At 69.4% G+C, this 13690-nt stretch carries 14 protein-coding genes; 10 read left to right on the forward strand and 4 right to left on the reverse strand.

Annotated features, from left to right (window positions below; translation table 11 throughout):
* Positions 1-104 precede the first annotated feature (104 nt).
* The 3 genes from QP939_RS26500 to QP939_RS26510 form a co-directional block, all read right to left on the reverse strand.
* Positions 105-995, reverse strand: coding sequence for a transposase family protein (locus QP939_RS26500; RefSeq protein WP_285448834.1), 891 nt, complete (start codon positions 993-995; stop codon positions 105-107).
* A gap of 210 nt (positions 996-1205) precedes the next feature.
* On the reverse strand, positions 1206-1835 hold the full coding sequence (locus tag QP939_RS26505; RefSeq protein ID WP_285448836.1) for a GntR family transcriptional regulator: 630 nt from the start codon (positions 1833-1835) through the stop codon (positions 1206-1208).
* 241 nt (positions 1836-2076) lie between these two features.
* Positions 2077-2379, reverse strand: coding sequence for an SCP2 sterol-binding domain-containing protein (locus tag QP939_RS26510; protein ID WP_285448837.1), 303 nt, complete (start codon positions 2377-2379; stop codon positions 2077-2079).
* 359 nt (positions 2380-2738) lie between these two features.
* On the opposite strand from QP939_RS26510, the gene QP939_RS26515 reads away from it, so the two are divergent.
* From QP939_RS26515 to dmpG, 9 genes are all read left to right on the forward strand, one after another.
* A complete protein-coding gene (locus QP939_RS26515) occupies positions 2739-4031 on the forward strand; it encodes an aromatic ring-hydroxylating dioxygenase subunit alpha (protein ID WP_285448838.1) in 1293 nt (430 codons plus the stop codon).
* Between the two features lie 5 nt (positions 4032-4036).
* Positions 4037-4555: an aromatic-ring-hydroxylating dioxygenase subunit beta gene (locus QP939_RS26520; protein ID WP_285448839.1), complete on the forward strand. Its 519-nt coding sequence runs from the start codon at positions 4037-4039 to the stop codon at positions 4553-4555.
* A 290-nt stretch (positions 4556-4845) separates the two neighbouring features.
* Positions 4846-5661: a 3-(cis-5,6-dihydroxycyclohexa-1,3-dien-1-yl)propanoate dehydrogenase gene (gene hcaB, locus QP939_RS26525; RefSeq protein WP_285448840.1), complete on the forward strand. Its 816-nt coding sequence runs from the start codon at positions 4846-4848 to the stop codon at positions 5659-5661.
* Between the two features lie 85 nt (positions 5662-5746).
* Positions 5747-6004: a rubredoxin gene (locus QP939_RS26530; protein WP_017981169.1), complete on the forward strand. Its 258-nt coding sequence runs from the start codon at positions 5747-5749 to the stop codon at positions 6002-6004.
* The gene (locus QP939_RS26535; protein ID WP_285448841.1) at positions 6001-7788 is read left to right on the forward strand and encodes an electron transfer flavoprotein; all 1788 of its coding nucleotides are present in this window, start codon (positions 6001-6003) and stop codon (positions 7786-7788) included. The genes QP939_RS26530 and QP939_RS26535 overlap by 4 nt, the downstream gene beginning before the upstream one ends.
* Before the next feature lie 24 nt (positions 7789-7812).
* Entirely contained in the window at positions 7813-8376 is a 564-nt protein-coding gene (locus tag QP939_RS26540; protein ID WP_285448843.1) for a flavin reductase family protein, read from the forward strand.
* Positions 8377-8673: 297 nt separating this feature from the next.
* Positions 8674-9219 carry a 2-keto-4-pentenoate hydratase gene (locus tag QP939_RS26545; protein WP_285448845.1) on the forward strand — a complete coding sequence of 182 codons (546 nt, stop codon included), beginning with the start codon at positions 8674-8676 and terminating at the stop codon, positions 9217-9219.
* Positions 9210-10157 carry an acetaldehyde dehydrogenase (acetylating) gene (locus tag QP939_RS26550; RefSeq protein ID WP_285459853.1) on the forward strand — a complete coding sequence of 316 codons (948 nt, stop codon included), beginning with the start codon at positions 9210-9212 and terminating at the stop codon, positions 10155-10157. Before QP939_RS26545 ends, QP939_RS26550 begins: the two co-directional genes overlap by 10 nt.
* Entirely contained in the window at positions 10154-11167 is a 1014-nt protein-coding gene (gene dmpG / locus QP939_RS26555) for a 4-hydroxy-2-oxovalerate aldolase (RefSeq protein WP_285448847.1), read from the forward strand. The genes QP939_RS26550 and dmpG overlap by 4 nt, the downstream gene beginning before the upstream one ends.
* Position 11168: 1 nt before the next feature.
* Here dmpG and QP939_RS26560 read toward each other — a convergent pair whose 3' ends face one another.
* Positions 11169-12296, reverse strand: a complete 1128-nt coding sequence (locus QP939_RS26560) for a hypothetical protein (RefSeq protein ID WP_285448848.1) — start codon at positions 12294-12296, stop codon at positions 11169-11171.
* 656 nt (positions 12297-12952) lie between these two features.
* Between QP939_RS26560 and imuA' the strand changes: the two genes are divergently transcribed.
* Positions 12953-13657: a DnaE2-dependent mutagenesis accessory factor ImuA' gene (gene imuA', locus QP939_RS26565; RefSeq protein ID WP_491624950.1), complete on the forward strand. Its 705-nt coding sequence runs from the start codon at positions 12953-12955 to the stop codon at positions 13655-13657.
* Positions 13658-13690 lie beyond the last annotated feature (33 nt).

A 13690-nucleotide genomic window follows, 5' to 3' on the forward strand; every position in this document is an offset into this window, starting at 1 on the left:
TTCCCATGTTGGCATACTAGAATCTCAGACGCAAGGCGGCTTCAGTGGGGTTGTTTCATCGTGGTTTGTGCTGGTCAGGTCGGGTTGGTGGTGTGTGGTAATGCTCAGGCCGGGTCTGGCCGGGCGGCGTCGCGGATGCTCTGCTCGTGCTGGGTCAGCACGAGCAGAGCCCGCAGCAATGTGGTGGCGTGGCGGGTGTCGAGGCGGAGCTTGCCCAGGATCCGCCAGGCCTTGAGGGCGGCGAAGCCGCCCTCCACCGCGCACCGCATCGCCGCGAACACGGCGTTCGCCTGCTTCTGGGCCTTGCTCAACGGCCGCCGGGTCTCGGCCTTGTAGGGAGTGAGCACGACGTGTTCACATGCTCCGCCGCAGGTGTCGCAGGCTGAGCTGTCGCGGACGTCTTTGTGCCAGCCGTGGAAGCCCTTGTCCCCGGCCGGGGACAAGCCATAGGTGTGCAGGCGTTCCCGGATCCGTAACCGGCGAGCGGCGGTGATGTCGGCGGTCTTGCCCGGCAACGCCGCCGACACCCACAGCAACCGGCCGTTTTCGTCGGTCAAGGCGAGCACGACCAGCCCGTGGTGTTTGTGTTTGCCGTTGTAGTTGGCCCGGTTCGCTTTTCCGGTGCGGCGGCGGGTCCGGATCAGGGTGCCGTCCACCAGCACCACCTCCGCACCCCGGGCGGCCTGGCGACGCAAGACCCGGTTCAGGCGGGTGGCGCGGGCGGCGAGCAGGGTGATCGCTTCCAGCACCCATCGCCGCACCGTGGACGCCGATACGCCCATACCGCCGCCGAGGTGAGCCAAGCGCTGGTCGTCACGCAGCACGGCGAGCACCACGAGTGCCTGGTCGGCGGGACCGGCTTTGCGCCAGCGCGAACGCAGCCGACGCCGATGGGTGCGGATCAGCCCGGCCAGCATCTGCAGGGTCGACTGCGAGAGCGGAAGGACAACCTGGTAGGAAATGGGCTCGAAGCCCTCGGCGGGTTGTTGACTCACATCTCGATCTTGCCGAGGGCTTCACCCGTCTCCAGGGCCGCCACGCCGGGTCCCGACCCCACTCCCTTGCCACCACAGACAACCACCCACCACCCAGCGCCCCGACCAGCCACAACCAGGATGAAACAACCCCAGTATGGGGAAGGAGTCCGGCGGAGAAAGGAAACGGGTGTCATGCCGCCGGCATGACACCCGTTCAGGTGAAGGTGGTTACACTTCCACGAACTTCCAGAACCGCGATACGTGTTCCTCCATCAGCTTGCCGGCTCGGTCCGCGTCCCGGCGCTCGATCGCTTCCGCGATCTCGGTGTGCTCGCGCTGTGCTTGCGCCAGATCCGTGCTCAATCGGTTCTTCTGGAGGTAGAAGTCGTTGAGGTCCCAGGTGTCCATGGCCAGTTCGGCCAGCCGTCGGTTGCCGGAGGCGGCCAGTACGGCCGAGTGGAAGTCACGGTTGGCCCCGGCGAAGGCGAGTGCGTCGTTCCGCTTGGCCGGGCCCGTGCCGCGCACCAGCATGTCGTCGATCTCGGCCAGCTGGGCGTCGGTGGCGCTGAGCGCCGCGAGCCGGGCGCCCGCTCCCTCGAGGATGCCCGCCACGGCGAAGTGGTCGCGCACCTTGCGTTCGTCCGGCACCGCCACCTGGCACCCGACCTGCGGAATGACCGAGATGAATCCGGCCGCGGCCAGCCGCATCACCGCGTCCATCACCGGCCTGCGGCTCACGCCGAACTCGGTGGCGAGGTCGTAGGTGCTGAGGATCTCGCCGAACTGGTGGCGTCCTTCGAGCAGCTGGGCGAGGAGTGCCTGGTAGATCTGGTCCGTCTTGGTGACTGACGCGGTCATGGGCATGGGACTATCCGGCCCTTCGGTGCGGGAAGGTCGGCGCTGGAGAACTGTCGATCACACCGAGATTCTAGCGTGTCAATGACGAGTGGGGGTGCGCCGAAGCGAAAGCCGTGGTGTGGAGGCCGGCTCATTGGGCCGGGTGGAGCAGGGGTTCGCGCCGTCCGATGGCAGTGCCGGGAGCCGGAGCGGGCTCCCGCTCCGGCTCCCGGCAGGCCGAGGCCGCCGCTGGCGATCCCGGTCAGTTCACCGACCAGTCGGTGTCGTCGATCTGGCCGAACATCTTCATGGCGGCTTCGAGGCCGGGCAGGTTGGCGAGGGCCACCGACATGGAGCCGCGGAACTTGACCTTCCGGGTGACCATCGCTTTGGCGGCGGGCAGTTCGCCTTCGCCGAGGCGCTGCCAGGTCTCCACCTTGGCCGTCAGTACGAAGTCCGGCTTCACGCCTTCGGCCGGCGCGCCGGCGCGCACGACCTCGCCGGACTTCACCTCGATCTGGCCTGCGCGGCTCTCGTTCTCCGCGAGCCGGTATTCGACGACCATGCTCAGCTTCTTGAGGCCCTCGCGTGTTGCGTCCGTGGTGTTCCAGAAGCTCGGCGTAGGCCTTCATCCACTCCGGCGACAGGACGGGTGTACCCATGGTGCGCTCTCCTTCGGTTCGCCTCCGCGGCGGACAACTGGGGTTTGACAACGAAGCTGAAGATACTAGTATCTTAGAAAGCCAGTCAAGCTGTCGTCGCGGCCCTGACTCATTGGGACCGCGATTCTTCGGAGGAGACAAAGATGTCTGATACCAAGGCGGTCACATGTTGAGGAACGAACTCCGGCAGATCCTCGAGCAGGGTTTACACGACGTAGAGGCCGACTGGACCGTTCCGGCCGCGATCATCAACGACCCCGAGATGCACGACGCCGAGCGTGAGCGCGTCTTCGGCCGCTCTTGGGTTTTCCTCGCCCACGAAAGCGAAATCCCGGAGCCCGGCGACTACGTCGTCCGGTACATCTCGGAGGACCAGTTCATCGTCTGCCGGGACGAAGACGGTCAGGTCCGCGGACACCTGAACAGCTGCCGCCACCGCGGCATGCAGGTGTGCCGCGCGGAAATGGGGAACGCGTCCCACTTCCGCTGCCCCTACCACGGCTGGACCTACAACAACAAAGGCAGCCTCGTCGGCGTGCCGGCCGGGCGCGAGGCGTACGGCAACAAACTGGACAAGTCCCTGTGGCAGCTCAAGCCGATCCCGAAACTGGACACCTACAAGGGATTGATCTTCGGCTGCCTCGACCCGGACGCCCAGTCCCTCGACGACTACCTCGGGGACATGAAGTTCTACCTCGACATCGTGCTGGACCGCAGTGACGCCGGCCTGGAGGTCGTCGGCGCTCCTCAGCGGTGGGTCGTCGACGCGAACTGGAAGCTCGGCGCCGACAACTTCATCGGCGACGCCTACCACACGATGATGACCCACCGGTCCATGGTGGAACTCGGGCTGGCCCCGCCGGACCCGAAGTTCGCGCTCTACGGCGAGCACGTGCACACCGAGCACGGCCACGGCCTCGGCATCATCGGCCCGCCGCCGGGCATCCCGCTGCCCGAGTTCCTGGGTATGCCGGAGAACATCGTCGAGCAGTTGCAGCGCCGGCTTTCGCCGGAGCAGGTCGAGGTGTTCCGGCCGGTCGCGTTCATCCACGGCACCGTGTTCCCGAACCTGTCGATCGGCAACTTCCTGATGTCGAAGGACCACGTCTCGCCGCCGACGTCGTTCCTCACGCTCCGGCTGTGGCACCCGCTCGGCCCGGACAAGATGGAGATCATGTCCTTCTTCCTCGTCGAGAAGGAAGCGCCGGACTGGTACAAGGAAGAGAGCTATCAGGCCTACGTGCGCACGTTCGGGATTTCCGGGGCCTTCGAGCAGGACGACGCCGAGAACTGGCGCAGCATCACCCGGGTGCTGGGTGCCCAGTACGCCAAGAAGATGGAGCTCAACTACCAGATGGGCCGCGGCGTCTACGAGCCCGACCCCGACTGGCCCGGTCCCGGCAAGGCGTTCCCGATGGACTACGCCGAAGCCAACCAGCGCAACTTCATGGAGTACTGGATGCAGCTGATGGTCACCGACCCGGCGTCGCACACCGGGAACGGCAAGGTCTCCGACGAGGCCGCGACCGAGGCGCTCGCGCGGGCGGAGGCCTAGGACCGATGACCACAGCAATGGAGATCACCGACGCCACGGTGCGTGAAGTCACCGAGTGGCTCTTCACCGAAGCCGAACTGCTCGACGCGGGCAAGTATCGCGAGTGGCTCGACCTGGTGGCCGAGGACCTGTCGTACGTCGTGCCGTTGCGGGTCACGCGCGAGCGTGAGGCCGACACGGACATCGTCGAGGGGATGACCCTGATGGACGACGACTGGGACTCGATGGAAATGCGTGTCCTGCGCCTGGAAACCGAGTACGCGTGGGCGGAGGACCCGCCGTCGCGGTCACGGCACTTCGTGACCAACGTCCGGGTCGCCGCCGGCGAGACGGCGGACGAGGTGGCCGTCAAGTCGAACCTGCTGCTGTACCGCACCCGCGGTGACGTCGCGACGTTCGACATCCTCTCCGGCGAGCGCCACGACGTGCTCCGCCGGGTGGCCGGTGGCTACCGGCTCGCCAAGCGGGTGGTGGTGCTCGACCAGACCACCGTCATGACGCACAACCTCGCCCTGATCATGTGACGGAGGCAGTTCGGTGACCATCATCCACAACGAGGGCCGGGACCCGATCATCCAGATCGCGAACGAGTTCACGGTGATCCAGGTCAGCTACACCAGCACCGGCCAGCGTGAACGCCTCCTCATCAACTCCCCCCGGCTCGGGTTCCAGACCCTGCTCGACCCGCTGCAGCTGGAAAGCCTCACCTGGCAGCCACCCGAAATGTTCTCGAAGCTGCTCGACACCCCGTACGGCCCCGGGACGAGCTCAACGCGCGCCCCCTGTCGGCTCTGTTCGGAAAGGACTGATTCCCATGGGTTTCCTGGACGGGAAGGTCGCACTGGTCACTGGTGGGGGATCGGGCATCGGCCGCGCCGTGGTCGACCTCTACGTGCAAGAGGGGGCGAAGGTCGGCATCCTCGAGATCTCGCCGGAGAAGGCGCGGGACCTGCAGGAGAAATTGCCCGCGGACGCTGTGGTCGTGACGCAGGGCGACGCGACTTCCATGTGGGACAACGAACGTGCCGTCGCGGATGTGACGGAAGCGTTCGGCTCGCTGACCACCGTGGTCTGCGCGGTCGGGGTGTTCGACTACTTCACCGAGATCCCGCAGCTGCCGAAGGACAAGATCGGCGAGGCGTTCGACCAGCTCTTCGCTGTCAACGTGAAGAGCAATCTGCTCACCGTGAAGGCGGCGCTGGATCAGCTGATCGAGAACCGCGGGCAGATCATCCTCACCATTTCCAACGCCGGGTTCTACCCCGGTGGCGGCGGTCCGCTCTACGTGTCGTCGAAGTTCGCCGTCCGCGGTCTGGTGACCGAGCTGGCGTACGAACTTTCACCGCACGTGCGAGTCAACGGCGTGGCTCCCGGCGGCACGATCACGGACTTGCGGGGGATTCCCGCACTGGCCAACGAAGCTCAGTCCCTCAAGGAAGTCCCGGACATCGAAGGGCTGATCAAGGGGATCAACCCCCTGGGAGTCGTCGCCCAGCCGGAGGACCACTCCTGGGCGTACGCGTTCCTCGCCGCGAAGGAACGCGTGCCCGCGGTGACCGGCACGATCATCCACAGCGACGGCGGACTGGGCGTGCGCGGGCTGACGCGCATGGCAGGGCTCGAGCCCTGATCCGCCGCCGCACCAAGCGGGGAGACGGCCTCGGAAACCCCGAGCTCCGGGGTCGTCTCCTTTCCACCCTCGAAAGGAGGCGTCGATGAAGACGCTGGTGGCTACCGAAGAAACGCAGGCCGATCCGGCCACCGCGCTCTGGATCTGTGATGTCTGCCAGGACGTGTACGACCCCCGCCTCGGCGACCCGGAAGGCGGGATCGAGCCCGGCACGCCGTTCGCCGACATTCCGGACGACTGGGTCTGCCCGGTGTGCGGGGCGCGCAAGAAGGAGTTCCGGATGCTCGCGCCGGGCGACGAGTACGACGTCGAGGACGACGCTTACGCGGGAGCGCAGGGGTGAACACGCCGGGCCGCGTCCTCGTCTGCCTCAAGCAGGTCCCGGTGCCGGGGCGGGGCGTCTTCGACGAACGCACGAAACGGATCCGCCGGGACGACGACCAGGTCGTCACCAACCCGCCGGACCTGCACGCGCTGGAGCAGGCGCTGGCCCTGCGGGCGGCGACCGGCTGGGAGGTGGTGGCCGTGACGATGGGGCCGCCGGCCGCCGCGTCGACCCTGCTCGACGCGCTCAGCCGGGGCGCCGACCGGGCCGTGCACCTGGTCGACCGCCGCTTCGCCGGCGCCGACACGCTGGCGACGGCCCGCACGCTCGCCCGGCTCGTCGAACGGGAGCGTCCGGACCTGGTCCTCACCGGCCGGTGGACGCTCGATGGCGGCACCGCCCAGGTCGGCCCCCAGCTCGCGGAACTGGCCGGGCTCCGGCAACTGACGCAGGCCACGAACCTGCGGATCGGCGACGGTGTGCTCGCCGCGGACGTCGAGACCGACGTCGGCCGCGAAGCCTGGACGGTCGCGTTGCCCGCGGTGGTCGCCGTCGGGCGGGGTACCGAACCACCGTGGGTGACCGAGGCCAACCCCTCGGCCGTCGAAACGATCACCGCCGAGGACCTCGGGGGCGGACCGCGGGACTTCGGCACCCGTGGTTCACCGACCTTCGTGGCCGAGATCCGGCACGACGTCCGCGAACGCCGGGCCGAATACGTCGGGGCCGGGTTCGACACCGCGGAGCTGCTGGAGGCGGCCTTCGCGCCGCTCGAGTCCGAGGCCGAGGTGGTCGTGCCCGCCCCGTCGCGCGAGATCTGGACGGTCGCCGAGCCGCTGCCCGGCGGTGGTCTCCACCCGACGAGTCTCGAGGCGCTCGCCTGCGCCCGCTCGGTCGCAGGCGAGCTGCAGGCCACGATCGTGGCGGTGCTGCCGTGTGACCAGCCGCACGACCTCCCGCGCGTGCTCTACGCGCACGGGGCCGACCGGGTGCTGGTACTGCGGGGCACCGAGCCGGCGGACTACCGCACGGATCTGTTCACCCATGCACTGAGCACGGCGATCGCCGCGCATACGCCGTTCGCTGTGATCGCGCCCTTCAGCGCCCGTGGCCGCGACTACGCCCCGCGCGTCGCGGCTCGGCTCGGGCTCGGTCTGACCGGGGACTTCACCGCCCTGGAAGTCCGTGACGCGGACACCGACGAGCCCGACCTGCTCTGGCTCAAGCCAGCACTGTCGGCGGACGTGGTCGCGCCGGTGATCGCGCACTCCACGCCGTCGATGGGCACGTTGCGGCCCGGTTCCTTCACCGCGCGAGCGGTTCGCGACCAGCGGGAGCCGGACGTCGAGTTCGCCGGTGGCACCGCGGGCGGTGACGCTTCGTGCACTGCGGTCGAGCGCCGGATCGAACGTCCGGACGGTCCGCGGCTCGCCGCGGCCCGGCTGGTCATCGGGCTCGGGCCGGGCCTGGGCACCGGGGCCCGCCGCGTCGCCGAACGCGTCGCCGAGACACCGGGCATCGCGCTCGTCGCGACGTCGGCCGCGGTCGCCGCGGGGGAGGCGCCCCCGCAGCTCGAGATCGGGCCACTGAGCCGCAGCATCGCGCCCGCGGTCTACCTCGGGTTCGGGCGGCACGACCTCGGCACGCTCCAGGCGGTCAAGGCCGCCGGCCGGATCGTCGTCGTCGACCCGGGCGCCTGGCTCGACGCCTTCACCGGTCTTGTCGACACCGTCGTCACCGCGAACGTCGAGGGGGTCCTCTTGGACCTGCTGCTCGCGACGGCGGGTGCGGTCGCAAGCTGAGCACCGGAATCCCAAGGAGGACCCATGAGTACCGCCGCGCCGGCGGCGAGCGTCGACCCTCGGCGGTTTCGCGACGCCATGGGCCGGTTCGCCACCGGCATCACGATCATCAGCACACCGACCCCGGCGGGACCGCACCACATGACCGCGAACGGCTTCATGTCGGTGTCCCTCGAGCCCGCCCTCGTCGTGGTGTCCATCGCGCACCGCGCCAAGATGCACGACTTCCTCCTGGCCAGCGGCGTCTACGGCGTCAGCGTCCTCGCTGCGGACCAGGAACCCGTCAGCAAGCACTTCAGCGGCCGTCCGGACCCGGATCTGCGCCCGCGGATCGACGACCACAGCGGGGTTCCCCTCGTGGCCGGGGCGCTGGCGCAGGTGGCCGCGGAGATCGTCGAGGCCCACCCCGCCGGTGACCACACGCTGTTCGTCGGTGAGGTGCGCTACCTCGCCGACGCCCCGGGCGAGCCGCTGGTGTTCCACGCCGGCCGGTATCGCCACCTGCTCAGTCCCGCGGCGGACTCGGAGTACTCCGACGCCTGGTCCGGCTTCTGCCTGGATCCGTTCGGTCCCTCTTCCGGCGCCTGAATTCGGAGGTAACCCATGCCTGCACGCCCCATCCGGTGGCTGCCGTGAACACTGCCGTCCGCGAAGCCGCGGAGCTGCTGCGGAACGCCGCCGACGCCGGCAAACCGTGCCCGCCGATCCGCGATCTGTTCACCTTCGGCGACATCGAGGCGGCCTACGCGGTGCAACGGCTGAGCACCGAGCGCGCGCTGGCCGCGGGACGGCGGCTGGCCGGCCGCAAGATCGGCCTGACCTCGCCCCGCGGTCCAGCGCCAGCTGGGTGTAGCTCAGCCCGATTTCGGTGCGCTCTTCGCCGACATGACCGTGGCCGACGGCGGCACCGTGCCCGCCCGCCGGCTGCTGCAGCCCAAGGTCGAGGCCGAGGTCGCGCTCGTGCTGGCCGACGACCTGCCGGATCCGGACTGCACCGCGGCGGACGTGGTGCTCGCCACCGGTTTCGCGGTGCCCGCCTTGGAGATCGTGGACAGCCGGATCACCGACTGGGACATTTCCATTGTGGACACGGTCGCGGACAATGCGTCGTCGGGCCTGTTCGTGCTCGGCAGCACCCGGGTGCCGCTCGACCGCGTGGACCTGAGAACCGTACAGATGACGTTGTCCCGCAACGGTTCGGTGGTTTCGAAGGGCAGCGGTGCGGACTGCCTCGGCAGTCCGCTCGCCGCCGCGCGGTGGCTGGCGTCCACATTGGCTCGCCGGGGCGATCCTCTGCGGGCGGGGGATGTCGTGCTGACCGGCGCACTCGGACCGATGGTCCCCGTCGCGCCGGGAGACGTCTTCCTCGGCGAAATCTCCGGCCTCGGTTCGGTGCGGGTCGGCTTCGCGACAGAAGGAGAATCGCGGTGAGCAAAGCGAAAGTCGCCGTCATCGGGTCGGGCAACATCGGTACCGATCTGATGATCAAGGTGCTGCGACTGTCCGAAACCCTCGAAATCGCCGCGATGGCCGGGATCGACCCGGACTCCGACGGCCTCGCCCGGGCCCGCCGGTTGAAGGTCGCGACGACCCACGAAGGCGTCGACGGGCTCGTGCGGCTGGACGAGTTCACCGATGTCCGGTACGTCTTCGACGCGACCTCCGCCGGCGCGCACCGCTACCACGACAAGGTGCTGCGCGAGCTCGGCCGGACCGTCATCGACCTCACTCCGGCCGCCGTGGGCCCCTACGTGGTCCCGCCGGTGAACCTGGACGTCCACCTCGACGCACCGAACGTCAACATGGTGACCTGTGGCGGCCAGGCCACGATCCCCATCGTGGCGGCGGTCGCGGAGGTCACTCCGGTGCACTACGGCGAGATCGTCGCCTCGATCTCGTCGCGGTCCGCCGGGCCCGGTACCCGTGCCAACATCGATGAATTCACCGAGACCACGGCCGCGGCGATCGAGCAGGTGGGCGGAGCGGCGCGTGGAAAGGCGATCATCGTGCTGAATCCCGCCGAGCCACCACTGATCATGCGCGACACGGTCTACTGTCTGGTTTCGGAGTCCGACACCGAGGCGATCACGGCGTCGGTCGAGAGGATGGTGGGCCGGGTGCAGGCTTACGTTCCCGGCTACCGCCTCAAGCAGAAGGTGCAGTTCGACGCGGTCGCGGCGGACGACCCGCTGCGCGCGCTGGTCCCGCCCGGGGCTGCGCCGGTGAAGGTGTCGGTCTTCCTCGAGGTCGAAGGCGCCGCCCATTACCTCCCTGCCTACGCCGGGAACCTCGACATCATGACCTCGGCGGCGCTGGGCACCGCCGAACGCATCGCCGCCCGCCGCGCGGGCGAGGGGAGGGCCCGATGACCCGGCTGTACGTCCAGGACGTGACCCTGCGGGACGGCATGCATGCCGTCCGGCACCGCTACACCGTCGAGCAGGCCAGGGCGATCGCGTCCGCATTGGACACCGCGGGCGTCGCCGCGATCGAGATCGCGCACGGCGACGGGCTGTCCGGCTCGAGCATCAACTACGGCGTGGGCGCCCACACCGACTGGGAGTGGATCGAGGCCGTGTGCGACGTCGCGCACCGGGCCGTACCGACCACGTTGCTGCTGCCCGGCATCGGCACGCTGCACGACCTGCGGCAGGCCCACGCGCTGGGCATCCGATCGGTGCGGATCGCCACCCACTGCACCGAAGCCGACATCTCCGCCCAGCACATCGGCGCCGCCCGCGAATTGGGCATGGACGTCGCGGGCTTCCTGATGATGTCCCACATGGCCGAACCCGCCGAGCTGGCCCGCCAGGCGAAACTGATGGAGTCCTACGGCGCGCATTGTGTGTACGTCACCGATTCCGGCGGGCGGCTGACCATGGACGGCGTGCGCGACCGCTTCCGCGCCTACCGCGACGTCCTGGACTCCTCCACGGAACTGGGGATCCACGCCCACCACAATCTTGCTCTGGGCGTCGCGAACAGCGTGGTCGCGGTGGAGAACGGCGCGACCCGGGTGGACGCGTCCCTGGCCGGGCAGGGCGCGGGCGCCGGGAACTGCCCCCTGGAAGCCTTCATCGCGGTCGCCGATCTGCTGGGCCACGAGCACGGCTGCGACCTGTTTCCGCTGATGGACGCGGCCGACGACCTCGTGCGCCCCTTACAGGACCGTGAGGTCCGCGTGGACCGGGAAACCCTCAGCCTCGGCTACGCCGGTGTCTACTCGAGTTTCCTGCGCCATGCGGAGGCCGCCGCGACGCGGTACGGCCTCGACACGCGGGCGATCCTCGTGGAGGTCGGCCGCCGCGGCATGGTCGGCGGCCAGGAGGACATGATCACCGACGTCGCTCTCGACCTCGCGGCCGCCCGCCGGGGGTGATCTAGTGTTCCCGGGCCGGGGACGTCCGGGCTTCCCGTCGGCGCCGGTTGCGTTCTTGGCGTTCCCGCTCGCGGCGGCTGTAGGTCGCGTTGCGGACGGTTTCTTCGTCCTCGAGGCTGGAGCCGAGTGCACCGGCGACGATCCCGACCGAGCTGCACAACCACACCAGGTTCAGGTACGAACCCACCCCGACCGGGTGCCCCAGCGCCTGCGCGAAATAGCCGCTGTCGATCAGGACGGCCGCCGCGAGCAGCGCGAGCACGAACAGGATCGCGTACATGCACGCCACCCCGATCGCCAGCGTGGTCGCGGTGGAAACGTTGTACAGCAGGGCCTTGCGTCGCTCGGCGGTCTCGGAAGGTCGGTCCCACAGGTGGTTGTACACCGTCAGCCACACCGTCATGACCAGGACGGTGACCACCGTGATCCCCGCCAGCCGCAGCGGCGACAGCGCGTCCGCGAGCTTCCAGAACGAACTGGTGATGATGCCGTAGGCGGCAGTCCCCGCCGCGGCCGCGGTGGCGCCCGCGAGGTGCGGGACGAGCCCCCACGGACGGTTGTCCCGGACCATTCCGGCCAGCAGCCGCAGCCGGCCACGCAGCCCTACCAGAGCGAGGTGAGTCGCGGCCGACTGGCGTCCGGCGGACATGCGCTGGGTCGGGGCCAGCGCCTCACGCAACCGTGCCATCGGTCCTCGGTCACGATGGTCTCCGTCGATTCCGAGCCGCCGGGACACCAGCTGCCGCACCACGCGGACCAGCAACGCCCGTGCCCGGTGCCGCACCAGGACGGCACCGAGGGCGGGCAGCGAGATCATCGCGACCCCGTGTTCGACATCGACCCCCGCGACGACGGGCTTCGTCCCCGCGCGTCGGGGCAGATCGGTGACCAGGACCAGCAGGTCCCAGCCCCGGTCCCGCCGGTGCCGCTGCGCCAGCGTGCGCATCGGGATGTCCCCGTCTTCGTCCAGCGGCAGCTGATCGACCTCGTGCTCCACCCGCCACCGAGTCTGCCCGCTCACCCGGGCGGCGAAGATTCCGGGCAGATCGTCGGCGATCGTCGTGATCACCTGTTCCGGCAGTCCTTCGTCGGCCAGCACTCCGACGGCCACCTGGCGTGGCGCGTTCATGTGGTTTCACCTCGTTCGTCGGCAGCCGCCGGTTTCCCCGAGGGGTACCGGCCAAACCACCCGGCCCGGTACCGAGCCCGGCTACCGGGGGCCAACAGGCGGGTCAGAGCGGAGGAGCCGGACGCCGGGAGTCGCCACGAGGTAGGCCGTGCCGGTGGCGTGCCCCGCCTCTCCCGGCGTGCCCGCGCGACCAGAACCAGCAGCCAGATCACCCCGATCGCCGCTTCAGGCCCTGCCCACTTATACAGCCCGACCTTGGTGCTGGTCGGCAGGCGACGCACCAGGTAGGCGAGGACGAGCCGGGCGGCCAGGACGAAGTGATCGCGAGTGCTCCGCACGAACTGGAGCCAGCCGGCGCGGTCCACCTCACGCGGTGAGTGCTGGGGAGCGAGTGGGAAGCGGTCGTCGAGGAGTGCCTGCAGTGGGTCTGAAGGCTCCACGGTGCGAGGCGTGTCGGGGCAGCCACCGCGTTGGCTGGTTGTCGTGGATTTTGAAGTTGTCCAGCTCAGCTGGGCAGTCTGCTGCCCAGAGTCGGCTTGACAGAAGCTGCTTCCATCTCGCAGTATTCGAACAAGTGTTCTATGAGTGGTCGGGTTCGCTCGTGGCTTCCTCGCGCGGGTGTCTCCGGTGCGTGTTCGTGGTGCTGGAGGTGCGCGGTGGCGGTGCCTCAAGCGGTGGCCGGGCTCGCCGCGATCCCCGGTGTCCGCATGGCGGCTCAGCTCGGCCAGCCAAGCCCGGACACTGCGCCGTCCGCATGCTCCCTGCCCGTAGCCCCGGCGCTGGCCGGGCTGGTGCCGGGCGGTCTGCGGCGCGGCAGCACGATGTCGGTCGCGGGCTCGACCGCCTTGGTCCTGGCGTTGCTCGCCGAGGCGACGCGGGAAGGGTCGTGGGCGGCGATCGCCGGGATGCCGGACGTCGGCGTGGTGGCAGCCGCCGAGCTGGGTGTCGATCTCGACCGGGTCGCTCTCGTTCCCGAACCCGGGGTCGAGGTCACTGCGGTCCTGTCGGCCCTGATCGACGGGTTCGACCTGGTCGTGCTCGGCTCGGCTGTTATCCGCGATATCCAGCCTCAGCTGGCCCGGCGATTGGCCGGACGCGTCCGTAACCGCGGCGCGGTCGTGCTCGCCACGGGCCCGTGGCCCGGCGCCGACCTCGAACTGCGCGTGGCGAATCCCCGGTGGCGCGGTCTCACCGACGACGGCTTCGGCCGCCTGGAGTTCCGCGACGTCGTCGCGACCGGCTGCGGTCGCGGAGCCGCGGCTCGTCGGCGCACCGTCGCGCTGCGGCTGCCGGGCCGTAGCGGTGGCATCTCCGCTGTCGAGGCGTCCGTCTGTCGCGGGCTGAGCGAGGTCGCCGGATGAACGGCACGCCGTGGCACTGGCTTCCGGAACGGC

Source organism: Amycolatopsis nalaikhensis (assembly GCF_030264295.1).
Taxonomy (GTDB): Bacteria; Actinomycetota; Actinomycetes; order Mycobacteriales; family Pseudonocardiaceae; genus Amycolatopsis; species Amycolatopsis nalaikhensis.